Annotated in this window: 29 protein-coding genes and 1 tRNA gene; 12 read left to right on the forward strand and 18 right to left on the reverse strand. The window is 66.1% G+C overall.

From position 1 onward, the window contains the following. Nucleotides 1–99 precede the first annotated feature (99 nt). Nucleotides 100–801, forward strand: a complete 702-nt coding sequence (gene lpqN, locus AC4LGL_RS17245) for an envelope biogenesis lipoprotein LpqN (protein WP_491839830.1) — start codon at nt 100–102, stop codon at nt 799–801. Here lpqN and AC4LGL_RS17250 read toward each other — a convergent pair. The 4 genes from AC4LGL_RS17250 to AC4LGL_RS17265 are packed head-to-tail and all read right to left on the reverse strand — an operon-like array spanning nt 791 to nt 3851. Continuing rightward, on the reverse strand, nt 791–1627 hold the full coding sequence (locus AC4LGL_RS17250) for a shikimate 5-dehydrogenase (protein ID WP_491839831.1): 837 nt from the start codon (nt 1625–1627) through the stop codon (nt 791–793). The two genes, lpqN and AC4LGL_RS17250, sit on opposite strands and share 11 nt — an antisense overlap. Further along, complete coding sequence (pat, locus tag AC4LGL_RS17255) at nt 1624–2625, reverse strand: acetyltransferase Pat (RefSeq protein WP_491839832.1); 1002 nt, start codon at nt 2623–2625, stop codon at nt 1624–1626. The genes AC4LGL_RS17250 and pat overlap by 4 nt, the downstream gene beginning before the upstream one ends. A gap of 33 nt (nt 2626–2658) precedes the next feature. After that, complete coding sequence (modA, locus tag AC4LGL_RS17260; protein ID WP_491839833.1) at nt 2659–3447, reverse strand: molybdate ABC transporter substrate-binding protein; 789 nt, start codon at nt 3445–3447, stop codon at nt 2659–2661. After that, a complete protein-coding gene (locus AC4LGL_RS17265; RefSeq protein ID WP_064881244.1) occupies nt 3444–3851 on the reverse strand; it encodes a TOBE domain-containing protein in 408 nt (135 codons plus the stop codon). The genes modA and AC4LGL_RS17265 overlap by 4 nt, the downstream gene beginning before the upstream one ends. 152 nt (nt 3852–4003) lie before the next feature. On the opposite strand from AC4LGL_RS17265, the gene AC4LGL_RS17270 reads away from it, so the two are divergent. Beyond that, the gene (locus AC4LGL_RS17270) at nt 4004–5461 is read left to right on the forward strand and encodes an aldehyde dehydrogenase family protein (RefSeq protein ID WP_491839834.1); all 1458 of its coding nucleotides are present in this window, start codon (nt 4004–4006) and stop codon (nt 5459–5461) included. A gap of 15 nt (nt 5462–5476) precedes the next feature. Here AC4LGL_RS17270 and AC4LGL_RS17275 read toward each other — a convergent pair whose 3' ends face one another. From AC4LGL_RS17275 to AC4LGL_RS17285, 3 genes are all read right to left on the reverse strand, one after another. Continuing rightward, a complete protein-coding gene (locus AC4LGL_RS17275) occupies nt 5477–6031 on the reverse strand; it encodes a hypothetical protein (protein WP_491839835.1) in 555 nt (184 codons plus the stop codon). Then, nucleotides 6028–6243, reverse strand: coding sequence for a hypothetical protein (locus AC4LGL_RS17280; RefSeq protein ID WP_491839836.1), 216 nt, complete (start codon nt 6241–6243; stop codon nt 6028–6030). The genes AC4LGL_RS17275 and AC4LGL_RS17280 overlap by 4 nt, the downstream gene beginning before the upstream one ends. 199 nt (nt 6244–6442) lie before the next feature. Next, the gene (locus AC4LGL_RS17285) at nt 6443–7180 is read right to left on the reverse strand and encodes an SDR family NAD(P)-dependent oxidoreductase (protein ID WP_491839837.1); all 738 of its coding nucleotides are present in this window, start codon (nt 7178–7180) and stop codon (nt 6443–6445) included. A gap of 166 nt (nt 7181–7346) precedes the next feature. On the opposite strand from AC4LGL_RS17285, the gene AC4LGL_RS17290 reads away from it, so the two are divergent. Then, nucleotides 7347–8159 (forward strand): enoyl-CoA hydratase/isomerase family protein, encoded by an 813-nt coding sequence (locus AC4LGL_RS17290; protein WP_491839838.1) that lies wholly within the window; start codon nt 7347–7349, stop codon nt 8157–8159. Between the two features lies 1 nt (nt 8160). Continuing rightward, nucleotides 8161–9171, forward strand: coding sequence for an LLM class flavin-dependent oxidoreductase (locus AC4LGL_RS17295; RefSeq protein WP_491839839.1), 1011 nt, complete (start codon nt 8161–8163; stop codon nt 9169–9171). On the opposite strand, the gene AC4LGL_RS17300 is transcribed toward AC4LGL_RS17295, so the two are convergent. Together AC4LGL_RS17300 and AC4LGL_RS17305 are read right to left on the reverse strand one after the other, a co-directional pair. Next, nucleotides 9168–9782, reverse strand: a complete 615-nt coding sequence (locus AC4LGL_RS17300; RefSeq protein WP_491839840.1) for a TetR/AcrR family transcriptional regulator — start codon at nt 9780–9782, stop codon at nt 9168–9170. The two genes, AC4LGL_RS17295 and AC4LGL_RS17300, sit on opposite strands and share 4 nt — an antisense overlap. 48 nt (nt 9783–9830) lie before the next feature. Beyond that, on the reverse strand, nt 9831–10667 hold the full coding sequence (locus AC4LGL_RS17305) for a helix-turn-helix transcriptional regulator (protein ID WP_491839841.1): 837 nt from the start codon (nt 10665–10667) through the stop codon (nt 9831–9833). Between the two features lie 88 nt (nt 10668–10755). Here AC4LGL_RS17305 and AC4LGL_RS17310 point away from each other — a divergent pair, with 88 nt between their 5' ends. Then, nucleotides 10756–11697, forward strand: a complete 942-nt coding sequence (locus AC4LGL_RS17310) for an SDR family oxidoreductase (RefSeq protein ID WP_491839842.1) — start codon at nt 10756–10758, stop codon at nt 11695–11697. Here the strand turns inward: AC4LGL_RS17310 and AC4LGL_RS17315 are convergent. Beyond that, nucleotides 11678–12505, reverse strand: coding sequence for a helix-turn-helix domain-containing protein (locus tag AC4LGL_RS17315; protein ID WP_491839843.1), 828 nt, complete (start codon nt 12503–12505; stop codon nt 11678–11680). The genes AC4LGL_RS17310 and AC4LGL_RS17315 overlap by 20 nt on opposite strands. A 167-nt stretch (nt 12506–12672) precedes the next feature. Here AC4LGL_RS17315 and AC4LGL_RS17320 point away from each other — a divergent pair, with 167 nt between their 5' ends. Next, nucleotides 12673–13590, forward strand: coding sequence for an alpha/beta hydrolase family protein (locus AC4LGL_RS17320; protein ID WP_491839844.1), 918 nt, complete (start codon nt 12673–12675; stop codon nt 13588–13590). Between the two features lie 13 nt (nt 13591–13603). Here the strand turns inward: AC4LGL_RS17320 and AC4LGL_RS17325 are convergent, their stop codons facing one another. Next, nucleotides 13604–14263 carry a TetR/AcrR family transcriptional regulator gene (locus AC4LGL_RS17325; RefSeq protein WP_491839845.1) on the reverse strand — a complete coding sequence of 220 codons (660 nt, stop codon included), beginning with the start codon at nt 14261–14263 and terminating at the stop codon, nt 13604–13606. Between the two features lie 72 nt (nt 14264–14335). On the opposite strand from AC4LGL_RS17325, the gene AC4LGL_RS17330 reads away from it, so the two are divergent. From AC4LGL_RS17330 to AC4LGL_RS17340, 3 genes are read left to right on the forward strand one after another with little or no spacing between them, the layout of a single operon-like run. Continuing rightward, on the forward strand, nt 14336–15016 hold the full coding sequence (locus tag AC4LGL_RS17330; protein WP_491839846.1) for a hypothetical protein: 681 nt from the start codon (nt 14336–14338) through the stop codon (nt 15014–15016). Beyond that, nucleotides 15013–15822: an SDR family NAD(P)-dependent oxidoreductase gene (locus tag AC4LGL_RS17335; protein ID WP_491839847.1), complete on the forward strand. Its 810-nt coding sequence runs from the start codon at nt 15013–15015 to the stop codon at nt 15820–15822. Before AC4LGL_RS17330 ends, AC4LGL_RS17335 begins: the two co-directional genes overlap by 4 nt. Beyond that, on the forward strand, nt 15819–17264 hold the full coding sequence (locus AC4LGL_RS17340) for a cytochrome P450 (protein WP_491839848.1): 1446 nt from the start codon (nt 15819–15821) through the stop codon (nt 17262–17264). The genes AC4LGL_RS17335 and AC4LGL_RS17340 overlap by 4 nt, the downstream gene beginning before the upstream one ends. On the opposite strand, the gene AC4LGL_RS17345 is transcribed toward AC4LGL_RS17340, so the two are convergent. The 7 genes from AC4LGL_RS17345 to AC4LGL_RS17375 form a co-directional block, all read right to left on the reverse strand. Next, nucleotides 17261–17893 (reverse strand): TetR/AcrR family transcriptional regulator, encoded by a 633-nt coding sequence (locus AC4LGL_RS17345; protein ID WP_491839934.1) that lies wholly within the window; start codon nt 17891–17893, stop codon nt 17261–17263. The genes AC4LGL_RS17340 and AC4LGL_RS17345 overlap by 4 nt on opposite strands. Then, complete coding sequence (locus AC4LGL_RS17350; RefSeq protein ID WP_491839849.1) at nt 17886–19139, reverse strand: cytochrome P450; 1254 nt, start codon at nt 19137–19139, stop codon at nt 17886–17888. Before AC4LGL_RS17350 ends, AC4LGL_RS17345 begins: the two co-directional genes overlap by 8 nt. Nucleotides 19140–19483: 344 nt before the next feature. Next, a tRNA-Ala gene (locus AC4LGL_RS17355) sits at nt 19484–19556 on the reverse strand. Nucleotides 19557–19611: 55 nt separating this feature from the next. Continuing rightward, nucleotides 19612–20814: a divisome protein SepX/GlpR gene (sepX, locus tag AC4LGL_RS17360; protein ID WP_491839850.1), complete on the reverse strand. Its 1203-nt coding sequence runs from the start codon at nt 20812–20814 to the stop codon at nt 19612–19614. 243 nt (nt 20815–21057) lie between these two features. Next, on the reverse strand, nt 21058–21711 hold the full coding sequence (locus tag AC4LGL_RS17365; protein WP_055117033.1) for a GNAT family N-acetyltransferase: 654 nt from the start codon (nt 21709–21711) through the stop codon (nt 21058–21060). A gap of 46 nt (nt 21712–21757) precedes the next feature. Further along, nucleotides 21758–22996 carry a molybdotransferase-like divisome protein Glp gene (gene glp, locus AC4LGL_RS17370; RefSeq protein ID WP_491839851.1) on the reverse strand — a complete coding sequence of 413 codons (1239 nt, stop codon included), beginning with the start codon at nt 22994–22996 and terminating at the stop codon, nt 21758–21760. A gap of 65 nt (nt 22997–23061) precedes the next feature. Further along, nucleotides 23062–23991, reverse strand: coding sequence for a UTP--glucose-1-phosphate uridylyltransferase (locus AC4LGL_RS17375; protein WP_491839852.1), 930 nt, complete (start codon nt 23989–23991; stop codon nt 23062–23064). Nucleotides 23992–24018: 27 nt separating this feature from the next. Between AC4LGL_RS17375 and AC4LGL_RS17380 the strand changes: the two genes are divergently transcribed. Genes AC4LGL_RS17380 through AC4LGL_RS17390 form a run of 3 tightly spaced genes read left to right on the forward strand, consistent with a single transcriptional unit; the run spans nt 24019 to nt 25866 of the window. Continuing rightward, nucleotides 24019–24618 (forward strand): 5-formyltetrahydrofolate cyclo-ligase, encoded by a 600-nt coding sequence (locus AC4LGL_RS17380; RefSeq protein WP_491839853.1) that lies wholly within the window; start codon nt 24019–24021, stop codon nt 24616–24618. Between the two features lie 19 nt (nt 24619–24637). After that, entirely contained in the window at nt 24638–25753 is a 1116-nt protein-coding gene (locus tag AC4LGL_RS17385) for a hypothetical protein (protein WP_491839854.1), read from the forward strand. Continuing rightward, nucleotides 25687–25866, forward strand: a complete 180-nt coding sequence (locus AC4LGL_RS17390; RefSeq protein WP_491839855.1) for a helix-turn-helix domain-containing protein — start codon at nt 25687–25689, stop codon at nt 25864–25866. The genes AC4LGL_RS17385 and AC4LGL_RS17390 overlap by 67 nt, the downstream gene beginning before the upstream one ends. Nucleotides 25867–25984: the final 118 nt, after the last annotated feature.

Raw genomic sequence — 25984 nt, forward strand, 5'->3', positions numbered from 1 at the left:
GCGCCCCAGGACCGGGGCTTCTGCCAGCTCATGCCCAGGAAAGCGTTTATCGTGCAGATCAGTTGCGCCTCGCCGGGGCGTCCAACCGATTGGAGAACGATGACCACCTCAATGCGGGCCGGTGGAATCGCCATCGCTGCCGTCGCACTCGGGGTCGCACTCGCCAGCTGCGCCAGCAAGACAATATCCGGCACCGCCACCGAGGCTCCCGGGGCCGCCGGAACCAGTGAATCCAGCGCCGCCCCGACCAAGACCAACGACAAGGGCAGCCCGACCGGGCACCAGTACACGATCGTGGACTACATCCGCGACAACAACATCACCGAAACCCCGGTGCACCAGGGCGATCCGGGCACACCCACGCTGGAGCTTCCGATTCCCGACGGCTGGACGGATGCGACCTCGTCGGCTCCCGAATGGGCCTGGGCCGCAATCGTATCCACCGATCCTGCGTTCGAAGCGGATCCGCCGTCCATCATCGCGCTGATGTCCAAGCTGACCGGCGACGTCGACCCGGCCAAGATCTTGGAGTACGCACCGAACGAGATCAGGAACCTGCCGGGTTACGAGAACCAGGGCGACGGGTCGGCCGGCCAACTGAGCGGATTCGATTCGTACCAGATCGGTGCCACCTACGTGAAGGACGGCGCCACCCGCCTGATCGCCCAGAAGACCGTGGTGATTCCGGGATCCGACGGGCTGTTCGTCCTGCAGTTCAACGCCGATGGCACCGAGGATCAGATGGGTCCGCTGATGGATGCCACCTCGGCGATCGACGAGCAGACGGTCATCACGCCGTAGCCACCTGCCGGGAGAAGGCCGACGCCGCGGCCACCTGCTCACGCGTCGGCCGCACTCCCGTGTACCGCTCGAATTGTTCGGCGGCCTGTAGCGCGATCACCTCGGCGCCGGTGATGACCGGTACGCCGGCCGCCCGGGCTGCGGTGATCAACGGCGTCTCGGCCGGCATCGCCACGACGTCGACGACTGCGCCGGCCGCCGCGATGGTGGCCGGTTCGAACGCACTGCGGTGTTCGTCGGGTCCGTCTGCCATCCCGATCGGGGTGACGTTGACCAGGATGGGTGCCGTCAGGGTGCCGACCTCGGGCGCGTAGCCGTAGCCCAGCGTGTCAGCCAGTGCGCGCCCGGTTTCGGGATTGCGGGCGACCACCGTCCCGTTGCGAAAGCCTTTGTCCCGCAAGGCCGCACCAACCGCCTTGGCCATTCCGCCACTGCCCCGGATCAGCACCGCGTCATCCGGGTTCAACCGCTCGACGAGTTCCTGCACCGCTAGGTAGTCGGTGTTGGAGGCGACGAGACGGCCCCCGGGCACCGACAGGTCGTTGACGATCGTGTTGACCGCATCGATGGCCCGCGCCGACGGTTCGACCTCGTCGACAAGGTCGATGACGTCCTTCTTGAACGGCATCGACACCGAACAACCTCGAATGCCCAGGGCCCGTACGCCACCGATCGCCGCGGCGATATCGGTTGTGGTGAAAGCCTTGTAGAGGTAGTCGAGTCCGAGTTCGTCGTAGAGATAGTTGTGGAACCGGGTGCCGATGTTGCTGGGCCGGGCCGCCAGCGAGATGCACACGCGGGTGTCTTTATTGAGAGGTGGTCTCACTGGCTCACCGCCCGGATCACCTGCCGGGTCGCGTCCCGGATCTTCGCCGCCAGTTCAGGTTCCAGGCTGATCGTGTCGACCGCGGGCACCGCCACGTCGGTGAGCACCACCCCGAGATCCTCACGCTCCCATACCGCACCGAGCCGGTCCAGGATGCGTCGCATCGCGTAGTTGTCACTCAACACCCGGGCGGTAAAGCGTTTGATCCCAAGGTAATCCGCGGACACCACCAGGGCATCCATCAGAAACGTGCCGATACCGCGGCCCTGATAGTCATCGCCGACGGTGAATGCCACCTCGGCTGTCGTCGCATCGTGTCCTTCGCGGACCACGCGGGCGTCGGCGACGACGGGCCCCAACGCACCCTCGGTCATCACCCAGACGAAATGGTCGGCGTAGTCGACCTCGAAGAGGTACTCCAGCAGCGCCTTGGTCGGCTTGCGCACGGACTGAAAACGCCGGTAGAGGGTCTCACTGGAGAACTCCACCGGACCGTTCATGGTGCGCTCGACATCGCCGGGCAGCACGGGCCGCAGATAGAACCAGTCGCCGGTGCGCACCTGGACCGGGATCGGTGTGATGAACGCGGCCAACCGTTGGCGCGCGATGCGCACCATCCGGTCGAACATGCCGGGCAGGTGCAGGATCACTTCGAACGCGTCGCGATCCCCCACCCAGCCCGTGACCGGATCGAGCGCCGTCACCGTGGCGGTGCGCGACGCATCGCGCAGTAGCGCGATCTCACCGAGGATCAGACCGGGCTCCAGATCCGCGACGACGGCCTGCCCGTCGGGCCCGTCATGGACCACCCGGGTGCGCCCGGACGCGATCAGCATGAACGTCAGAGCCGGATCACCCTGCCGGATCAGCACCTGGCCCGGCGCGACCGACAGCGGCCGCAGCAGGACTGCCAACGGCGCCAGTACGGACGGCCGGCACCCGGCGAAAAATTCCAGTGCCGCCAGGTCGTCGGCACTGATCTCGGTCAGATCGGCCACGCCCCCAAGGCTACGACGCCGCCGCGGGCCCGGTCAGGGCTTGGCGAATCCAGCCTTGGCGAGCGCCTTTTGGCCGGCCTCACCCGTGACCAGGTCGACGAAGCGGTGTGCCAGGTCAGCGTGCCCAGACCGCTTGAGCACGGCGATCGGATAGGTGTTGACCGCCTGGGCGGCCTCGGGGAATGCGACGCTGCTCACCTTGTCTCCGGCTCCGGCGGCGTCGGTGACGTAGACCAGGCCGGCGTCGGCCTGTCCGCTGGTCACCTTGCCGAGCACGTCGGTGACCGAGGTCTCCTCGCTCACCGGGGACAGCGTGACGCCGGTGGCCTTCTCGACCTTTTCGGTGGCACCGCCGCACGGCACGGGCGGCGCGCACACCACGACGCTGGTTCCTGGCTTGGCCAGGTCCGCGAAAGTCTTGATGCCCTTGGGGTTTCCCGGGGCGACGGCAATGGTGAGGGTATTGGTCGCAAAGTTGACCGGGCCTCCCTCGGCGAGGTCCGCGCTCACCGCCTTGTCCATGTTCCGGGTGTCGGCCGAGGCGAACACGTCGGCGCCGGCACCCTGGGTGAGCTGGGTGACCAGGTCCGAGGATCCGGCGAACGAGAACTCCACGGAGCTCCCCGGGTTGTCGGTTTTGAACTGCTCGCCGATTTCAGTGAACGCGGATTTCAGCGACGCCGCGGCGAACACGGTGATCGAACCGCCCCCGGCTCCGGAGGGGGAAGCCGGGGCCGATTCCGTGGCCGAACTGCAGCCGCCGATCAGGGCCGTCACTGCCACCCCGCTCAATGCCAACGCGAACATCCGGCCTCGGGTCATGACTTTCCTTTCGGGGTTTCCACGATCACGGTCGTGGCCTTGACCACGGCGACAGCGACGCTGCCGGGGGCCAACTCGAGTTCACGCACCGACTGGCTGCTCATCAGCGACACCACGGTGAACGGTCCGCACTGCATCTCGACCTGAGCCATCACCTCGTCGGCGATGACGTTGGTGACCAGCCCGGTGAAGCGGTTGCGCGCCGAGCTGCCGATGCCGAGCGGATCCTTTGGCGCCGCAGCGGCGTTGGCCCTCGCGAACGCCGCCAGAGCCGCCCCGTCGATCACCTTGCGGCCGGAGCCGTCGAGGTGGGATGGCAGGGATCCGTCGTCGATCCAGCGTCGAACGGTGTCGTCGCTGACCCCGAGCAGTTCGGCGGCCTCACGGACCCGGATCTCTGGCATCGCGTCAGCGTATCGACACCCTCAGCGTCCAACAACCGCAAATACCACGCAATCGCGCCATTGGATCCGCAGGTACGGGTCTTGACCACCACTCCCCCGAATGCTAAGCAAGTGCTCAGCATTCACGGACAGTAGAGACGAAGGGGAACCACATGGCGTTGCAGACAGTTCTGGACAGCCTCCGCGACCGGCCGGGTACCGGCGAGACGATTCCGGTCATCGATCCGGCGACCGAGGAGCAGATCACCGAGTTCCGGGACTGCGGGCCGGAAGCGGTCAACGAGGCCGTCGCCGCTGCGAAATCGGCCTACCAGTCCGGGGTTTGGACCGACATTCCGGCCCGCCAGCGCGCCAAGGTGCTGTGGCAGCTGGGCGATCTGATCGACGAGCACGCCAAGGAATTCGCCGAGCTGGAATCGCTGGACGCGGGCATGCCGCCGATGCAGGCCGAAATGATCGTCTCCACCTGCGCCGAGTTCTTCCGCTACTACGCGGGCTGGTGCACCAAGCTCAACGGCAGCAGCTACCAGGTGCAGATGGAGGGTGGCGTCAACAGCAATTACTCAAACCTGCACGCGTACACCACCAAGGAGCCGTACGGCGTGGTGGGCCTGATCTATCCATGGAACGGCCCGCTGTTCAACGCCTGCGCCAAGATCGCCCCGGCTCTCGCCGCCGGCTGCTCCAGTGTCGTCAAGCCGGCCGAGGAGACCCCGTTGTCCGCGGTCTTGCTGGAGCGGCTGATCGGCGAGGCCGGCGTGCCCGACGGGGTGGCCAACTTCGTGATCGGCTACGGCGCCACGGCGGGTGCCGCGATCACCGCGCACCCCGATGTCGAGAAGGTCGCCTTCACCGGCTCCACCGAGGTCGGCAAGCAGATCATGCGGGACTCGGCGGACAACTTGAAGAAGGTCACCCTGGAGCTAGGCGGAAAGTCACCGGTGCTGATCTACGAGGACGCCGACCTCGACATGGCGATCATGATGGCCTCGATGGGCATCTTCGTCCATTCCGGGCAGGGCTGCGTGTGCGGGTCACGAATCTTCGTGCAGCGCAGTGTGTATGAGCGTGTTGTTCAAGGCATCTCGATGATCGGCGAGAACCTCGTCCTGGGCGGCCCCAAGGATGAGGGCGCCATGATCAGCCCACTGGTCAGCCAGAAGCAACTCGACCGGGTGCTGGGCTACATCGACCAGGGCAAGCGTGACGGCGTCGAGATCGTTTCCGGCGGTTACCGACTCGACCGCAAGGGTTACTTCGTCAAACCCACGGTGCTGACCAACGTCGACCCGGCCACCAGCCGCCTGTACAAGGAAGAGATCTTCGGGCCGGTCGTCACGATCCTTCCGTTCGACGATGACGACGAAGCCATCGCGATGGCCAACGACACCGACTACGGCCTGGCTGCCACCGTGTGGACCACCAACCTCGCCCGTGCACACAGCTTGGGTAAGCGCCTGCAGGCCGGCATGGTGGGGCTGAACTGCCAGCTGACGTTTGACCACAACGTGCCGTTCGGCGGTTACAAGCAGTCCGGAGTCGGCAAGGAGTTCGGCTACGAGGGCATCGACGGCTACCTCAAGACCAAGTCGATCTGGGCGCAGCTGTAGCGGGCGAGCCTTCGGTCACACCGAGAACCGGACGGCGGCGAGCTCGAGGGCCTTGCCCTCGAGCCGCTGCCCCAGGTAGATCTCGGCCTGCATGAGCCGCTCGCAGTACCACCGGATGTCCTCGGCGTGCTCTCGCGATGCGGTGTAGCGCGTCGCCATGGTGGCCACGTCGATGCGCCGGGTGTCGCGCACCTTCAGATCCTCCGATACCTGGAAACCGTCGTCCTCGGCGGCGGTGATGGCGTCGAGCACCTGCCCCACTGCCAGGCGGATGTCCCGGCAGCCGTTCTCGGCGATCTCGGAGGCCTCCCGTTGAATGTCGCCCTGCCTGCGGACCACGACAGTGTCCGCGCTGACCCGCTCCCCCGCGGCTTCACTGGCGTCACCGGACCACTCGGCACCACCGGGCGCGTGCACGTTCTGCCGGTGCCACTCGAACAGGGCTTCCGACTCGGCGGCCGATTGCCGCCAGCGGGCCGCAGCTTCCGCCAGATACGTTGTGTCCCAAGCCTCCAGCTGAGAACGAGTCAGGTCTCCACCAGTACGACCGGTGCCGGACGGATCATTCACATCAACTCCGCCAGACCTCCGGCGTGTTGCTCATCGACCGCGTCGTATCGCTGCGCGGCCGCAGACAGGTCCCCCGCCTGCGCGCTCACGCGACTCGACTGGGAGGTCCGCGCTGTGCTCACCGCACCATCCATCGCGACGACGCCGGTGCTGCTGGGGTAGCCCCCGGCATCCGGGCGGGCAGGGCTCAGCCTCAATTCGGCAGCGATCATCTCGCTGCTAGTGGCCCCCGCCCTCAGCGCCCCCGGGTCCACTCTCAGATCGTTTGCCATAGCAATCCCCCAACTGGCCAATCTGCTCCCCGAGGCTAACCGAATCGGCTGGGTTGAGCCCAGGGGCTGAGCAAGTATGCCATTGCGAACTGGCGTCGACCAAGAGCGGGTTCGGTGTGTGCCGGTCACCGGTTAGTCATCAACCGGCCATCGTCAAGCCTCCACTGACACTAAGGACTTGGCCAGTGATGAAGCTGGCATCGTCAGAAGCGAAGAAGGCGACCGCCTTGGCGACCTCCTCGGGTTTGGCGACCCGACGGAACGGGATGGCCTTGATCAGTCCGTCCCGGACCTTATCGGGAAGCGAATCGAACAGCGGGGTGTCGGTCGGTCCAGGGCAAACACAGTTGACGTTGATCTGCTGGCGCGCCATCTCACGCGCCAGCGACTTGGTGAATGCGATGACGCCACCCTTGGTGCCGGCGTAGACGGTCTCCCCCAGACTGCCCACCCGCCCTGCATCGCTGGCAATGTTGACGATCTTTGCCGTTTCTCCCTCGGCGAGGATCGATTCGAGGAACGCGTGGGTGAGCCGGACCGGTCCGAGGAAGTTCACCGCGACCAACGACTGCCAGAGCGCATCGTCGTTGGACATGAACGGCTCGACGCGGTCGAAGCCCGCGGCATTGACGATGACACCCGGCAGCCCGTGCGCCGCCAGCACCTCGTCGCGCAGTGTGCTCACCGCCGCTGGATCCGCCAGATCGGCCACGTGGGCGGTAGCGCCGGCACAGGCCTGCACGGTCTGCGCCAGGCCCGCTTCGTTGCGGTCGACGGCGGCGACGGTGGCGCCGCCCGCTGCCAGCTCCAACGCGATCGCCCGGCCGATCCCCGAGGCGGCACCCGTGACAACGGCGACTTTGTTGTCGAATCGCACTATCTGACCTCCCGATCTGCGGTGATGTGGACGCTATGGCCACTATCGGCGTACCGCCGCAGAAAATCAACCATTCGGTCGAGAATTGACTTAGATGGTCGAAAAACCGTAGCTTCGGTTGAATACCGTGCACGCTGCGTGCGTGCAGACAGAAGGGACCGCCCCCATGGATTTCTCTGATTACCAACAGCTGAGCTTGACCCGCCGGGACAACGGCGTCCTGCTGATCACGCTGAACCGGCCGGAGAAGTACAACGCGGCCGACGAGGGCATGCACACCGAGCTGGCCAACATCTGGAAGGACGTGGCCGCCGACCCACAGACCCGGGTCGCGGTGATCACCGGCGCAGGTAAGGCCTTCAGCGCAGGCGGCGATCTGGCCATGGTCGAGCGGATGGCCGGTGACTACGACCGGGTGTCACACATGCTGTCCGAGATGAGCGATCTCGTCTACAACATGATCAACTGCGACAAGCCGATCGTGTCCGCAATCAACGGTGTCGCGGTCGGGGCCGGCGCGGTGGCGGCCCTGCTCGCCGACGTCGCGATCGTCGCCGAGGACGCCCGAATCGGCGACGGACACGTCAAACTCGGTGTGGCCGCGGGCGACCATGCCGCCATCATCTGGCCGCTCCTGGCCGGGACCGCGAAGGCCAAGTATTACCTGATGACCGGCGAGATGATCGGCGGTGTCGAGGCCGAGCGCATCGGGATGGTCGCCAAAGCCCTTCCACGCGAGGAAGTTCTCGATGAGGCACTGCGCATCGCCGACAGTCTGGCCACTGGAGCCCAGCAGGCGATCCGGCTGACCAAGCGGGCACTCAACAACTGGCTGCGCAATGCCGGCCCGATCTTCGACCAGTCCGCGGCCTACGAGATGTTGACTTTCCTCGGTCCTGACGTGGTGGAGGGCTACACCGCCCTGCGCGAGAAGCGCGCGCCACAGTTCCCGTCGGCGCAGCCGACCCAGGAAAACTGACATGAAGATCGGCCTGGTCGTGATGGACGAGAATCCTTCCGACGCACTGAAGGTGGCCAAGGCAGCCGACCGCGCCGGCGTGCACTCGCTGTGGAGCATCGACTACTACAACCGCAGCAGCCTCACGCGTGCCGCGTCATTCGCCGCGGTCACGGACAACACGATCGTCGGCACCAGCGTCACACCGCTTTTCGCCCGTGCACCGCTGGCGCTGGCTTCGGCGGCCGCCGACATCCAGGCCATCGCCGGTGGCCGGTTCGTGCTCGGAGTCGGCAGCAGCACCCGCCGGATGAACCAGGACTGGTACGGCGCGGCACTGCAACACCCCGCACCGCAGGTCCGGGAGCGCATCGAGCTGATCCGGCAGTTGATCGCGCATCGCAGCGGCCCGTTCCGTTTCGACGGACGGTTCGACACCGTGGCAATGGCCCACTATGACCGGACCGGCCTTCCCACCGAGGTGCCGATCATGGCGGCTGGGGTGGGTGAGCACATGGTCAAGGCGGTCGGGCAGTGCGCGGACGGATTCGTCGGCCACACCATCGCCTCGGCCGACAATCTGCGCGACGTTTCAGTTCCCCTGTTGGCCTCCGGTGCCGCCAAGGCCGGCCGGCCCGTGTCCGACGTGCGTGTCACCACCCAGATCGTGGCCTCGGCCGATTTCGACCGCGACGCGGCCCGTCGCGATGCCGCGGCGCAGGTGGGCTTCTACGCCACACCCAAGGGTTACGACGCGTTGTTCCCCGGTGGACGGCACACCACCGAACGGCAATCCGCACGGGAAGCAGTGGCCCGCAACGATGTTGCCGGCGTAGTGGCCGCCGGGCAGGCGATGGTCGAGGACCGTGCGGTGTTCGGCACCCCGGAGGACATCGTCGAGCAGCTGCGCCGGTACGCCGACGTCGTGGACTGGGCGCTGCTCTACCCACCGCACTACGGGGTGGAGACCGAGCGCATCAACGCCAACGAGCACATGCTGATCGAGGTGGCCGCCGCGGCCGCTCGCGGCTAGTAGAACAGGCACAGCGCACGGTCGACGATCGCGGCACGCAGTTCACCGCGGTCGTCGTCGTGCAGGCCCGGTCCGATCCACACCGAGGATTGATTCAGGACGCCGTGCAGGCACTGCAGAGCGACATTGACGTCGGGACAAGTGAATTCACCGTCGGACACGCCGCGTTCCACCACCCGGCGGAACACCGCGTCGTGGCGGCGCCGCATGTCTTTCATCGGCTCCTCGAAGACCTCCGGCCAGCCTCGCGGCCAGGAGAACACCGCGGCCACCTCGGGCGCCGTCTCGGTGAGGATGCGGATCTGTTCATCGATCACAGCCGCCAGGTGCTCGCGGGCACCGACTTCCCCGAGGGCCTCTTCGCGCGCAGCCAACCGCTGCAGCACTTCCTGGGTCAGGGTCTCCAGTGCTGCGGCCACCAGCGCGTCCTTGGACGAAAAGTAGTGGTAGAGCGTGGCCTTGGCGATGTCGGTCTGCTCGGCGACATCTTCCAGGCTCATGCCCTGGTAGCCGGATTCGGTGAGGATCCGGGTGGCGGTCTTGACGATCTCGGCCTTGCGCCGGTCACGACGGCGCTCCACGCGACTGGAACCCGCAGGCTGATCCTCCACGAGCCCATCCTAACCAGGGCGGGTCGAGTACTCGACTGTGTGGACGAATCACACAGACGGCGCGCCGATCACCGAGAGCACCTGTAGCTTCTCGTAACTCTCGCTGCCCGGCGCAGCGGTGTAGACCAGGAGTGTGTGGGACTGATCGGGGTCCAGCAGGATCTGGCAGTTGAGCTCAAGGCTCCCGACGTCAGGATGCCGATAGCGCTTGACTTCTCGCGGTCTGATACCCACCTCGTGCTGATCCCAGAGAACCCGGAACTCCTCGCTCTGCGCGGTCAGCAACTCGGCGAATCGAGCCGCCGCGGACCCCGGCCCCCGCAGCGCAAGCACTCCTCTGAGCCCGGAGACATACATCCGCGAGTAGAACTCATGGTCTTCGCGCGGGTAGATGTCGCGCGCGGACGGATCGGTGAACCACCGGTACCCGATGCTGCGCGCCGGGCCGGCATATCGGCACAGGTCGCCGACCAGAGCGATACCGAGCGGCGTCTGCCGCAGCGTCTCCCCCAGTTCGGTGACGATCTCGGCGGGCGTGTCGGTGAGCCGGTCGAAGATCCGCAGCATCCCCGGGCTGATGTGATCGCTGCTCGACCCACGGACCGGCGGTTGATGTCCGGCGAGGCGGAAGAGGTGGTCGCGCTCGTCTAGGGACAGGTGCAGTCCTTGCGCTATCGAGGCGATCATCTGCTCCGAGGGCTGTGGGCCGCGTTCCTGTTCCAGGCGCGAGTAGTAGTCCGTCGACATGTGACACAGCCCGGCAACTTCCTCCCGGCGCAACCCCTGCGTACGGCGGCGTTGTCCACGCGGGAGTCCGACGTCCTCCGGCTGCAACGCCCCACGCCGGCGGACGAGGAACTCCGCCAGTGCCGCTCGATCGATCATGGCTGCCATTTTCTCCCCGAACCCGATCGCCTAACCACGGATCGTCAGACCGTGGATACGACGGAGTCCGGTGGGCACTCTCGAGCACATGCCAATCGATTACGACATCACGATCGACGACCTGTCCGGAAAGCGAGCCGTGGTGACCGGTGCGAGCGACGGCATCGGCCTCGGAATCGCAGCACGACTCGCCGCTGCGGGTGCCGAGGTGATCATGCCGGTCCGGAATACCCGCAAGGGCGAGGCCGCCGTCGCCACGATCCGCACGCAGTATCCGCAGGCGAAACTGTCGCTGGAGGACCTCGACCTGTCCTCCTTGGCCTCGGTGGGCGTACTCGGTCGCAAACTGTGCGCGGAGGGCGCTCCAATCCACGTGCTCGTCAACAACGCCGGCGTGATGACCCCGCCTGACCGGCAGTCCACCGCCGACGGATTCGAATTGCAGTTCGGCACGAACCATCTGGGGCACTTCGCCCTCACCGCCCACCTCTTGCCTCTACTCAGAGCCGGGCGCGCCCGGGTGACGTCCCAGACCAGCGTCGCCGCCCGCAGCGGCGCCATCAACTGGGATGACCTGAATTGGGATCATTCCTACGACGGCATGGCGGCCTACCGGCAGTCCAAGATCGCGGTCGGGTTGTTCGGACTTGAGCTCAGCCGTCGCAGCATTGCCGCGGGCTGGGGGATCACCAGCAATATCGCTCATCCCGGTGTCGCACCGACCAACCTGCTGGCGGCGCGCCCGGAAGTCGGGCGCGCCAAGGACACCTTGGGGGTGCGACTGATCCGCAGGCTCTCCGCCCGAGGTCTCATCGTGGGGACCGTGGACAGCGCGCAACTGCCCGCACTGATGGCCGCCGCTTCGCCAGACGCCAAGGACAGCGCGTTCTACGGACCCCAATGGCCGGGCCACGTCGGCGGCCCTCCCGGTGAACAGAAGCTCTGGAAACCGCTGCGCGACAACGATGCCGCGTCCCGGCTATGGACGGTGTCGGAAGAACTCACCGATGTCACTTTCGCGTCGGGCTAGGCGCGCTCCAACTCGCCATGATGCTCAGCGCTTGCGCGGACGGCGTATTCGGCTCCGCGGTGTAGCCGACGAGCGACAGCCCCGGCGCCGCCGCAACGTCGAAAACGTTGTAGGTGAGCGTGAGATCACCGAACTCGGGATGTCCGAACTTCTTGACGCCATGCCGGTGGGCGGTCACATTGTGGGCCGCCCAGCGGGTGCGGAACTCGATGCTCTGGGTGGCGAGTTCTCCGACTATCTGCGTGATGGCCGCCGAGTGGGGATCCCGGGCAGCCTCGGCCTGCAACAAGGCAACCGCTTCGTCCGCGCTGCGCTCCCATTCCGGGAACACCTGTGCAGCAGACGAATCGAGGAAAATGAACCGGGCGAAATTGGGTCGCCCGACCGCCCTGTCATACAGGGGTGAATACAGCAGTTGCCCCAGCGGGTTCGCGGCCAGGATGTCGAGATTTCCGTCCATCACGATGGCCGGGGAGCGTGCCATACCGTCCATCAGAGCCTGAACGCCCTCGGGCAGCTTCTTGACCGCAGCGCGCTTGTTCCGCGTCGGTGTGCGCGTGCCCGCGGCGGCGCGGACGAGGTCGAAGAAGTGAACCGTCTCGTCATCGGAGAGGCGCAAAGCCCTGCTGATCGCCTGCAGCACTTCATCGGATACGCCGGCGACATTGCCGCGCTCAATCTGGGTGTAGTACTCGGTACTCACCCCGGCGAGTTGCGCGGTCTCCTCACGCCGCAGGCCGGCGACCCGGCGTCGCACACCAGGGGCCAGCCCGACCTGCTCGGGTGCGATCTTGGCGCGCCGGGTCATCAGGAACGGCTGTCCTTTGCGATGTCCACACCCCAACAGTAGGGAAAGTCGGTGGACGTAGGGAGGGGTTGCCAATACCCCCTATAGGCAGCGTCTCCCCTAGTGCTTCAACAAGCCCATAGCGTCGGGATACAGACAGATTCGTCCAACGGAAACGAGGTCCCGAGATGCCCGACAACAACGCCGCACAGGAAGCATTCGACGGATTCGTCGAGTTGTGGACCACCGGTACGACGGCCGGCCGTCGCGCACCCGTGTTACGTCGCCCCGACGAGGTGGGCCTGCAGTACGAGGATGTGGTGTTCCCGTCGATGGACGGTGTGCCGCTTGAGGGCTGGTTCATCCCCGCGGATTCGGACCGGCTGATCATCCACAACCACTTCCTGCCCGGAAATCGGTACGGCTACCCGGGTCACCTGCCCGAGTTCGGCGGCCTGGGCGGTTTCGAGGTGAGCTTCCTGCCGGAGTACAAGGCCCTGCACGACGCGGGCTACAACGTCCTGGCCTACGACATCCGCAACCACGGGATGAGCGGGCAGGGAAACGGCGGCATCGCCAGTATCGGCCTGACCGAGTACCGCGACGTCATCGGATCGTTGCGCTACGCCGCAGCCAGGCCCGATACGAAGGGCATGAAGAAGATGCTGCTGTCGGTGTGCCTCGGTGCGGATTCCACCGCCGTCGCGTGGTCGAAGCACCCGGAAGAGTTCTCCGAGATCCAGGCCATGGTCATGCTGCAGCCTGTATCCGGTAACTACATCGTGGAGGAGTTCGTCAAGGGCATCGGCATGGAGGACGGTTACGCGAAGTTCGACAGGGCCGTCCACGAGCGCACCGGGTTCCATCTGGCCGAGCAGTCACCTCTGGAGCACGTGAAGGCCGTGACGGTGCCGACGCTGGTGGCCCAGGTTCACGATGACACCATGACACGACCACAGGATGTGCAGGACATCTTCGACGCCATCCCCGTCGAGGAGAAGGCCCTGCACTGGATCACCGGAACCGACCGCCGATTCGACGGCTATAACTACTTCGGCGTGCACCCCGAGGTTCCGATCGAATGGTTCGACAAGCACGTGAAGTGACTCCGCCGGGGCACTACGCCGGAGAAATCCGGCCACGTGCCACCTGCGCCGCTCCGTTCCCGGTGATCAGCCAGAGCGTCGCGAGCTGGGCGATGAAGTCGTCGAGGGACAGATCGACGCCCCCGTTGACGAATTCAAGGATGGCGTCGGCGGTACCGCCGACGATGAACGCCGGTGCCACCTTGGCCAATGGGTCCTTCTCCAACTCGACGCCGTGCACGGTGCGGCCGTGGTCGATGAGCACATCGGTGAGCCGGTGCATGACCGTCGTGCGGTGCGCATCGAGCTCGGGAGACGCCGCGACACCCCCGAGTAGGACACGGGCGCGACGCGGGTCGTCCACGAGTGCCCGCACTGCGGCAGTCACGCTCGCCAGGGCCTGGACCTCCAGTGGCTGTTCCGCGGCCGCGTCCGCTGCTGCCACCGTGGCGCTGCGCACCTCGTCGGCGATGTCGTCGACGACCGCAGCCGACAAGCCGTCGATATCGGTGAAGCTCTCGTAGAAGTACCGCTTGTTGAGACCGGCTGCGGCACAAATCTTCTCGACCGTCACGCCCCGCCAGTCGTTTTGCGCCATCAGGTCCATCGCTGCATCCAGCAGGCGCCCGCGCCGTTGCCGGCGCCGATCATCGGCCGATTGACCGCCGTATGCGCGATTGGTCGTTGACACCACTCCGACATTCTGGCACGGTTCCGTACCAGATATTAGGCACGATTCCGTACCAGATAGTCGAGAGAGGCGCCCATGGCCACCGCAGAAACCCAGGCGCACGGCGCCGACCGCACAACGGACCTGACCAAGGTGTCGGTCTTGGACGACCTACGAGAGTTGTCACTGACCTCACCCGTGCTGGCGCGCCACCAGGGCTGGGACTACCTGCAGACCCTCGGCAGGTCAGGGCGCCGCGACCAGCTCGCCGCACTTTTCGAACGCGGGCAGACACCCGAAGGACCCCACGGAGCGTTGGAAGGGCTGATCGTCGGCAGCCTGTTCGGCATCCCCGAGGCCTATCTGGCCAATCCGCTATTGAAGATCGACCCGACCTGGCGCGGAAAGACCTTCGACACCGACACGGGTTTCAACCGCCTTTCCCCGTTGGCCAAGTACGCCATGCGGGTCATCGCACCCCTGTATCGCGGACTCCGCCGGGCCGGAGCCGAGATGGTGGGATTCGAATTCACCCACGGCATCGACACCGCAGCCATCCCGCCGTACCTCAAAGTGCGTGCGCTGGACTACAGCCCGGCTGAGTTTCGCAACCCGAGCGTTCGCACGTTCCCGATCAAGCGGACCCGCGACGAAGTCGTGGAGCTGCTACCCGGCCTCTACCTCGGGCGAGCCCTGCTGAAAATGTCCAGCGGCGAAATTCGCCTCATCGCGTACTTCGCGCTGCGCGAGTTCACCGACGAAAGTGCAGGTCGATGATCGACCTCGCCGGAGCCGTCGCGTGCGTCACCGGAGGTGCCCGCGGCATCGGCCGCGCCACCGCGGAAGCTCTCGTTCAGCGGGGTTCAACGGTGTGGATAGGTGACGTCGACGCCGACGAGGCCGCCCGCACTGCGCACGAGATCGGTGCCAACGCCGCACATCTCGACGTCACCGACGAGAAAAGTGTGGCGGCGTTTCACCGCACGGCATCCGCTGACGGACCGGTGGCGATGTTGGTGAACAATGCCGGCATTCAGCACATGGGCCCCTTCGTGGAACAGAAACTCCTGGCATACCACCGAGAGATCGCCGTCAATCTGACCGGCGTCGTCAACGGCATGCACGAATTCCTTCCCGGCATGCTCGACCGCAATCACGGCCACATCGTGAACGTCGCGTCGATGGCGGCCAAGGTGACGACTCCCGGAATGTCGGTGTACTGCGCGACGAAGTACGCGGTAGCGGCATTGTCGCGGGCCGTCCGCGCCGAAATCGCCCACACCGACGTCACCATCACTACGGTCATGCCTACCGCAGTCCACACCGACCTGACCGCAGGGGTCACGCTCGATCTTCTACCCACCCGCCGGCCCGAGCAGATCGGAACCGTCATCGCCGACAGCGCACGAAGCCCGGGACGCGAGGTCACCGTCCCGAAATGGTTGTCGCCGTTCGGACTACTGGAAGAAGCCACCCCCGAACCGGTGATGCAACTGCTCAAACGACTCGCCACCCGAAACGAGCCGCCCGGCCATTTCGACGAAGGCCGTCGTCGCGACTATCTGAATCGGATCAACCGATGACGACCTTGGCCACCTGCCTCACCTCCCCGGTGAACAAGCACCGCGTCCAAGCCTTCGGCGCGGCCGTCACCTCACGATTTCCGAGCGGTGACCGCCCACTGGCCACGCCACCGCCCGGGTCGAACCTCAAGCCGGTGATGGGCAACTACGGCTTCCCGTTCCTCGGCCATGTGTTGAGCACGCTGGCTGACCCACTGTCCTTCGCGCGCGACCGGTACGAGCGCTATGGGCCGGTGTCGTGGGCCGGCGGTGTCGGATTTCGCGTCGTCGGCCTCATGGGCCCTGACGCCTTGGAAACCGCATGGGTCAACCGAGACAAGGTGTTCTCCAGCACCCGCGGCTGGGCGCCGGTCATCGGACCGTTCTTCCACCGCGGAATCATGTTGCTCGACTTCGACGAGCACCGCGACCACCGCCGCATCATGCAGCAGGCCTTCACCCGCAGTGCGTTGGACGGCTACCTGGAACTGATGCGGCCCAGTATCGATCGCACGCTTCGCAATTGGCCCTCGACACAGAACTTTCCGTTCTACCCGTCCATCAAGCACCTTCTGCTCGAACAGGCCGCGGAGGTGTTCGTCGGCACGCACCTCGGTCCCGAATCCGACCAGTTGTCGGCCGATTTCCACGACACGGTCCGCGGCGGGCAGGCACTGGTGCGGGCGGACGTGCCCGGCGGTGTGTGGGCCAGGGGGCTACGCGCCAGGGAGCGGCTCGAGCGCTACTTCGCCGCGCAGGTTCCCGACCGCCAGCGCGGCGACGGCACCGACCTGTTCTCGATGTTGTGCCGCAGCGAGGACGAGGACGGCGCCCGGTTCACCCAGGCCGACATCGTGAACCATATGATCTTCCTGCTGATGGCCGCACACGACACCACTGCCATCGCGCTGTCCATGTTGACCTACGAACTGGGCCGAAACCGGCATTGGCAGGACGCGCTTCGCGAAGAGGCCCTCGGTAACCCGAACGACACCCCGACCGTTCTCGACCTCGACGCCTATCCCCTGCTCGACGCCGCCTTCAAGGAGATCCTCCGGATGTACGCGCCGGCCGGCGCACTATTCCGCCAAACGGTTCGCGACACCGAGATCCTCGGACACTTCGTCCCACGCAAAACGCAGGTGGCCATCAATGTCTATGCCTCCATGCGGCTTTCCGACTGGTGGCCCGATCCGGACACCTTCAATCCGGAGCGGTTCGTGAACAACGCCGCATCCCGATCCGCAGTGAGCCGCTACGTGTTCGCGCCTTTCGGCGGCGGGGCACACAAGTGCATCGGCCAGCAGTTCGCCGACATGACCGTCAAGACCACCATGCATCAGATGCTGCGTCGCTTCGAGTGGAGCGTGCCTGACGACTACCGACCCCAGCTGACCTGGGGCACCGGGCCGATGCCGGCCGACGATCTGCCGATCGACCTGCGGGCGCGGGTGCGGCGCTAACGCTCGTGTGCGTAGATCGGCAGCGACATCCATCGTGGATAGAGGATTGCCGGGCCCAGCCAGCGAGCAACGAAGCGGCGCAATGCAACTCCCCCGCGCGGCACCTGACCGGGATCTGTCAGCATGGATTGCACTGTGCGCAGAGTCATCTCGGCAAGTTCGCGGAGAGCGTCGTCGTCGAATCCGTGCAGCGTCCAATCGACATCGAAGCGATGGAAAACGGACAAGCAGAACGCGATTGCCGTATCGGAGGTCAGCGAGGTCACTGCCGCGCCGTTGTCTCGTCGACTCAGCAGATTCTCCAGCTGCGGATCACCGGAGAGGGTCTCGATTCCAAATGAAACGCTTTCGACCACTGCAGTGACCGGGTCGTTGACGCCGCTGACCTGATCCGCGACTTGGTCGATGAATCCGTTGACGGCACGCATTGCGCTGGCGATGAGCAACGCGTCGGCATTGGGAAAATAGCGGTACACCGTCTGGCGGGTGACACCGAGTCTGCGGGCCACGTCGGCAAGGCGTATCCCGGCTCCACGCTCCGCAATCTCCTCATCTACCGCAGTCAGGATGCGTGAAATGGCTTCCTCGTCCGATGAGGGCGTCGAACCCGCCCAGCCGCGACTACGCATCCGCGGCCACCAGCCGGTCACTCGTGAATTCGATCGGAAGAGTTGTGGGACCGGTCATTCCCAACAGGGACTTCCACGGTGCCGGCCCGACACGATGGGTGGCGGGAAGTCGACGGGTGAGGACGGTGAGTGCTTCCGCCAGTTCCCGACGCGCGAGGTTCGCTCCCAGGCAGTAGTGCGCGCCACCGCCGAACGTCAGAATCGCGGGAACACCGTTGCGCGCGATGTCGAAGCGGTCAGCATCGTCATAGATGGCCGGATCTCGATTGGCCGCAAAGGTGTTCGCGAGCACGAAGGTGCCCGCCGGGAACAGATAGCCACCGAACTCGACATCTTCGACGGCCGCGCGCGGCACGATACAAGCCGCTGGCGAGTGGCGCATGCTCTCCTCGACCGCCTGCATCGCAAGTTCCGGATGGTCGCGCAGCTTCGCCCATTGGTCCGGGTGCTCGCAGAGCACCTGAACCGATGCCGCCAGCTGGTTTCGCGTCGTGTCTGTTCCCGCCATCAAGAAGCCGGCCACCAGCATGCGGAGCTCGTCGAGATTCAGCCGGTCGCCGTCGCTTTCAGCGCGAATGAGCTCGGACAGCAGATCATCGGTCAGATTGTCCCGGCGGGCGGCAACCATGCCGTCGACGTAGTCGTCGAGTTCGCCCCAGGCACGCATGATCGCGGACTCGTCGAAGTTGGCGTCCGGCTGAAAGTTGAGGGCTTTGAAAACCTCCTCAGTCCAGTCCGCGAACAACTGCCAATCTGCGCGAGGCGCACCGAGCAGCGCGCACATGATCGGCGTGGGGTAGGGACGCGCGATATCGGTCACGACGTCGCACTGCCCGGCGTCCACCACTCGATCGATCAGCTCATTCACCACTTCGTGGATCGTGTCTTGGAGGCGTGACGTCGCGCGAGGAGTGAAGGCTTTGGAAACCAGCTTGCGTAACCGCACATGGGGTGCACCGTCCAAGCCCAGGAGGCTGCCCATCATCTTGTCGAACAACGGACCGGATGTGATGCCCTGGGCCGCCAGAGTGATGCCGGGCGGGAGGCGGAATCTGTTGTCACGCAGTATGTCGCGAGCCAGTTCGTAGGACAGGATTTCCGGGCCGAGGGGCCCGATCGCGATAGGCGCACGTGCCTGTGCCCGTCGGACATCGTCGAGGATGTCGTGCGGAGTGGCGTCGAGTCCGTAGCTCAGGGTTGGGAGCCTCGCTTCGAAGACGTTGGGAGCCACGCTGTTGACGTTCATCGGCATTCCCTGCCTTCCCGCAAGGCCCACATCGGACCCCAACCGACATATTCTCCACAACCGTATGACCAGTACCATCTGAACGTCAACGATCGGGATCATTCACCCAGCTCAGGCAAGCCAACAGACACCTAGATCATACGATCTTCTACAGCATGTCCGTTTAGTAGGCCGGGACGCTGTCGATCAGGCTGGATTGGTCTTGAAGTGCCGCTGGGACACGTACGCGGGGGTGTTCGAGAAAGACTTTGACCTCAGCACCGAGCGACCAGGCGAAGGGGTTGAAGGAACTGCGTCCACAAACCAGAAATGGCAGATCAGTTGCCTGACCTGCCATTTGAGAGTGGAGCTAAGGGGAATCGAACCCCTGACCTTCTCGATGCGAACGAGACGCGCTACCAACTGCGCTATAGCCCCTGATACCGGAACGAAAGGCTACCAGCCGTCGGCCCGGAACCGGAAACCGGCCGGCCTACTGCCCGGAAGCCCGCGGTAGATCGTATTCGCGCGACATCGCCCCATACGACGCGTAGGCCAGGTGCTCGAAGATCGGATCCTCGTCGTCGATGTCGAGCACCACCGCGCCGGGCCTACGCAGCCGCGCCGGCACCACGTCGAGCTTGTGGTCGTCGGTGCTCTCCACGCCCAGCCGGGACCGCGCCATCCGTTGCGCACGACGACGCCGCAGCTGCTCCTCGATACGGGTCTGACGGCGCAGATAGGCCAGGTACAGCACGGTCACCGTGCCGGCACCGCCACACACCCACCAGGCCGACGGCGTCACCAGGAAGGCAGCACCCGCCGAGAACAGCATCGTGGCGGCCAGCACCGCGAGCACGCGCTTGCGGAACCGGAACTTGCGCGCACTGACCTCCGCGGCGGTCTTGGACTCGAACCGGCGCTGCCGGGGCGCACTCAGCGATGCGGCGGGCGTCTCGGCCGATTCCTCGTCGACCGGTTCGTCCTCGGCCTCGGGTTCCAGGCCCGACGTATCGTCGACGTACTCGTACTCGTCGGCGAGATCCGCCGAATCCTCGTCCTCCTGGACGTGCTCGCGATCCTGGGGAGCCTCACCCTCATCGAGATCCACTGCGATGCGCTCGGTTTGGGCCTCGGATTCGACAGCGTCGAACTCCTCGACAGGCTCCTCGACCGCGACGGGCTCGGGCTCCGCTTCGGCTACGGGCTCCGGCTCGGCTTCCGCTTCAGGCTGCGTCTCGAATTCCAACTCGAGTTCGGGCTCGGCGGCTTCCGCGGGTTCGGCAGCCTCGGCCATCGCACCGACCGGCAGTGCGCCGGAATCCTCGTCGACGACGTCGACATCCAGATAATCGGGTTCGGGGGTCTCGACGCTCACGGCGGCCACCACCACGGTGCGCTGCACGGTGGCGTGCACGCGCACTTCGGCCGGCTCTTCGTCTTCCTCGAAGTCGTCATCGAGGTTCTCGTCGAGGTGGTCGGCCGTGTGTTTCCAGTGCGGATCGCTGTGATGCCCGGCGGCCGGGCCGCGTCGTAAGCGCTGTGCGTTGCGGCCACTGTTGAGAACTCGCGTCGCCAGGGCGACGTCACTGGTGCGACGCACCGAGTCGCGCTTGCTGATCAACATCGGGACCAAAACGAAAAGCCAGAGAACGACAAGGGAAATCCACAGCAGTGACTGGGGGATGCTTGGCATGACGCCTGCTCCTTTCCCCTTCAGGCTAGGTCTGTGACCAGCGCATCCATGGGTGGCGCGCCGACACAATTACACACCTGTAATTCATTCGATACAAGCACCACTAGTCACACGTGTCACATTGGTAACAGTCGGCGATCCCCATTTCGCTGAGATGGCTTCCGGGGCTGTGAATCCGGCGAAATCACGACCCTGGATGCAGTTTCGACACGGCGCGCCGCAACCCGGACCTACCCGGCCGGCTCAGCACCAACTGGCCCGACCGGCCGACACCAGGGCTTGAGACGCCGAATGTTTCAGCTCCTCCAACGTGACCGCCACCAGAAGGTGGTCCCGCCAGGCGCCGTCGACCTCCAGATAGCGACGCAACAGGCCCTCCTCGCGGAACCCCACCCGGGCCAGCACAGCCCGGCTCGCGGCGTTCTCGGGCCGCACCGTGGCCTCAACCCGGTGCAACTGCACCCCGGTGAAGCAGTGGTCGAGCCCCAGCGCCAGCGCTCCGGTCGCCACCCCGCCGCCGGTCTTGTCACTGGCCACCCAGTAACCGATCCAGGCTGATCGCAGCGCGCCGTGGGTGACATTGCCGATCGTGAGCTGGCCGGCGAACTCCCCATCGAGCTCGATCACATACGGCAGCATCCGCCCGCGCCGGGCCTCACTGCGCAAACCCGAGCAGATTGCCGGCCACGACGAAACACCGTGGCGAACATGCCAATCCACGCCGCTCACCGGCTCCCAGGGCTCCAGGTGGGCCTGGTCGGCCAGCCGGATCCGGCTCCACACCGCGGCGTCGCGCAGCCGCACCGGACGTAGCCGCACCACACCCGCCTGCACCCGCAGCGGACCGATCGGACCGGGCCAACCCGGGTGAAAGGCACTGGACCGCAGCAGGCTCATCCGCACAGTCGATTCGTCACACCGTCATTCATCGAATGAAGTCTTATCAGCCGCGCTGGGCCAGGAATGCCACATCCACGGTTTCGCCGGTGCGGACCTCGTCGACCTCGCTCGGAATCACCACGAGACAGTTCGCCTCGGCGAGTGTGGCCAGCAGATGCGTCGACGCCCCGGGCGCCCCGCCCAATGCCTGCACCAGGTACTCGCCGGTGTCCTGGTCCCGCATCAACTGCCCGCGTAGGTATCCCGTGCGCCCGGCCACCGAGCTGATCGGTGCCAGCGTGCGGGCCTGCACCACGCGCCGCATGGGCTGACGCTTGCCCAACGACAGCCGGATCAGCGGGCGGACCATCACCTCGAACACCACCAGCGCGCTGACCGGGTTGGCGGGCAGCAGGAAGACCGGAACGCGGTCCCGGCCGAGCTGCCCGAAGCCCTGCACCGAACCGGGGTGCATCGCGATCCGGGACACCTCCATCTCGCCGAGTTCGGTGAGCACGGCGCGCACCGATTCGGCAGCGGCCCCACCCACCGCTCCGGCGATCACCACGATCTCGTTGCGATTGACTTGGCCCTCAACGGTTTCCCGGAGTTCCCGCGGGTCGGTGCTGATGATGCCGACACGGTTGACCTCCGCGCCCGCATCCCGGCCCGCCGCTGCCAGGGCATAGGAGTTCACGTCGTACACCTGCCCGGTTCCGGGCGAGCGGGAAACATCGACGAGCTCGCCGCCCACGCACATCACCGACAGCCTGGGCCGCGGGTGCACCAGCACCCGGTCCCGTCCGACCGCGGCCAACAGACCCACCTGGGCCGGACCGATGATGGTGCCGGCGCGCACCGCGACATCACCGGGTTGCACGTCGTCTCCGGTGCGTCGGACGTAGGCGCCCGAACGCACGCTGCGCAGGATCTTGACCCGGCTCTCGCCACCGTCGGTCCACCGCAACGGGAGCACCGCGTCGGCAAGCGTCGGCATCGGTGCACCGGTCTGCACGCGGGCAGCCTGGCGGGGCTGCAAACGGCTCGGGGTCCGCGCCCCCGCCTCGATCGAGCCCATCACCGGCAGGCTGATCTCACCGGCACCGTCGCCCACCGACAACACGTCCACGCTGCGGACCGCATAGCCGTCGATCGCGGCCTGATCGAATCCCGGCATGGGCCGTTCGGTCACGACCTCTTCGGCACACATCAGACCTTGTGACTCGGCGATGGCCACTCGCACCGGCCGGGGCGCCACCGCGGCAGCCGCTACCCGAGCCTGCTGTTCCTCGACCGAACGCACAACACGCCTTCCTATCTACGGGCCCCGACTGCCGGACAACGCGCGGCGTAGGGCCCGACGCGTTGCTAGCCCTCCTGTCCGGCCAGACCCAACCGTTCGACCAACCAGCTCCGCAATTCGGGGCCGTAGTCGTCACGTTCCAACGCAAAGTCAACCGCAGCCTTCAGGTAGCCGCCGGGATTTCCCAGGTCGTGTCGGGCTCCGCGGTGCACGACCACGTGCACCGGATGACCCTCTTCGATCAGCAGCGCGATGGCGTCGGTCAGCTGGATCTCCCCGCCCACACCACGCGAAACCCGACGTAGCGCATCGAAGATCGCCCGGTCCAGAAGGTAACGGCCGGCCGCGGCGTACGGCGACGGCGCGTCTTCGGACTTCGGCTTTTCCACCATGCCCTTGACGCGCAGCACGTTCGGGTTGGCCGCATCGGGCACCGTCTCGACGTCGAAGACGCCGTAGGCGCTGATCTTGTCTTCGGGGACCTCGATGGCGCACAGCACCGTGCCGCCGCGTTTGGCCCGCACCTTCGACATGGTCTCCAACACGCCCGCCGGCAACACCAGATCGTCGGGCAGCAGCACCGCGATCGCGTCCTCGTCGGGCGTCAACGCACTCTCGACGCAACCGATGGCATGACCGAGCCCCAGCGGCTCCGCCTGCACCACCGACTCGACCTTGATCAGCGCGGGAGCACGCCGCACCTTTTCCAGCATGGTCTTCTTGCCGCGGGCCTCCAGCGTGCCCTCAAGCACCAGGTCCTCGACGAAGTGCGCGACGACACCGTCTTTGCCCTCGGAGGTGATGATGATCAGCCGCTCGGCGCCGGCCTCGGCCGCCTCGGCCGCGACCAGCTCGATGCCGGGGGTGTCGACCACAGGCAGCAATTCCTTCGGGACCGTCTTGGTCGCGGGCAGGAAGCGCGTGCCCAGACCGGCCGCGGGGACCACGGCCGTGTAGGGAATCGGCACTTCAGGCGCCTTGGGAGAGGTGCTCATCGTTCACACACTAACGTCCGATCTGAAATGGTGGAGGGCGTGACCCCGCCGACCAAGACCGAGTTGCGAGCCGGCGTTCTCCGTGCAAGACGGGCCGTGGCAGACGACTGCCGCGACCGCGAGGCGCAGGCAATTTGCCACTGGCTGCCCGCTCTGGTCCGTCCCGGGCAAACGGTGTGCGCCTACGTTCCGGTCGGCGCCGAACCGGGGTCTGCGGCCATGCTGGACACCCTGTCGGAACTCGGTGTGCGCGTACTGCTTCCGGTTGCCCGCAACGATGGGGACGGCCGGGGAATGCCGATGCAGTGGGGTGAGTATGTGCCCGGCGCGTTGGTGGCAGCCGAGTTCGGCCTGCGCGAGCCCGCGCCGCCGTGGTTGCCCGCCGGATCGATCGCCGACGCCGCGGTGGTGCTGGTGCCCGCGCTGGCCGTCGACCGCCACGGCAACCGGCTGGGCCGGGGCGCCGGCTTCTACGACCGCAGCCTGATCTACGCCTCACCACATGCGCGACTGGTCGCGGTGGTGCGGGACGACGAATTGGTCGACGCGTTGCCCGCCGACCCGCACGACGTGCGGATGACGCACGCGCTGACGCCGTCGGGCGGAATGGTGACGTTGCACAGCTGAGCGGTCCAGAATCTTCAGGGTGTCCGATCCGGTGAGCGCCGACTTCAGTGTCCGCATGCAGCTGATCGTCGACGTCCTGGCCCAGACCCTGGATCGGGCAGTGCTCCTGGACGACGAGGAGCTGACCCCGATCACGCACAGCCGTCAACTCGGCGAACTCGACGACGTGCGGGTCCACAGTGTGCTGCAACGCGAGACCCGCGCCGAGGTCAAAGCGGCGCTGTTCGAATTCGGAATCGGTTCGGCCGACTCGGCGATGTGGATCCCGGCATTTCCGCAATACAACTTGATGCCGCGGTTCTGCGTGCCGGTGCGCTCGGCGTCCGAGCGATTCGGCTACCTGTGGATCATCGCCCCTGAGGGCTCATTGTCCGAGGACGGCCAGCGGCTGGCCGAGCGAGCCGGCGCCGACCTGCTGGCCATCCTCGACCGCCGCAACGCGGCACTGCGCGCCGAAGAGTCTGCGCAGCAGGGCCTTTTGATGCGGTTGCTCGCCGCCGAGGAACCTGCGCACGCCCAGGCGGTCGTCCGTGAGCTGCACGCCAGGGCGATGGTCGAGCCGGACGACGTGGTCCAGATTTTCCGGTTCGAGCCCGACCTCGACGGCGCGGGCAATCCGGCCGATCGGACTATGGCGCTGCGCCTGCGGTTGACGGCCACCGACCGAACGCACCGGTGGTACACCCTCGCCGGATCGCCGACCACGATCATCGCGGTGTCGCGCGCCGGGTCCGCCGCAGCCGCCGTAACCGTGGCCGGTGCCGTCCGGGCCAGCTACGGGACACACCCGGCCATCGGCGCCTCCGGCGTCGCTCTGCCGATAACGCAAGCAGCCGTTGGGTTTCGACACGCCGGCCTGGCGCTGACGCTGGCGGGTATCGGCGCGAGCAGTACCCAGGTCGCCGACTGGTCCGCACTCGGTTCGTGGCGCACGCTGGCGTTGCTGGGCCAGGCCTACGACCGGGACCGGCTCGGCGAGCTGGTGCACCCCGGCATCCTCGGCCTGATCGAGCAGGGCGCGACGACCTCCTCCGCACGCTCGAGACCTACCTGGCCAACGGCGGCGACGTGCGGCGCACTTCCGAGGCCATGTATCTGCACCGGTCCACGCTGTACTACCGGTTGGAGAAGCTGACCGAGGCCGTCGGCAGCGACCTCAGCGACGGCGAGACCCGTTTCGAACTGATGCTGAGCCTGCGGCTGGCCCGGCTTGCCGGGCTGTACCGGCCCGATTCGACAACTGTCTGAACAGGCCGCCCGAGTTTCCTACAGTTTCGGCCCAATTTCGGCTCCATCGACCGGTCACCGGGCATAGCGTTTCCTTCTGGCCGCTTGTGACCTGAGTCACATACCACGGAGGAGTCGG

The sequence above is a fragment of the Mycolicibacterium arcueilense genome (assembly GCF_058536225.1).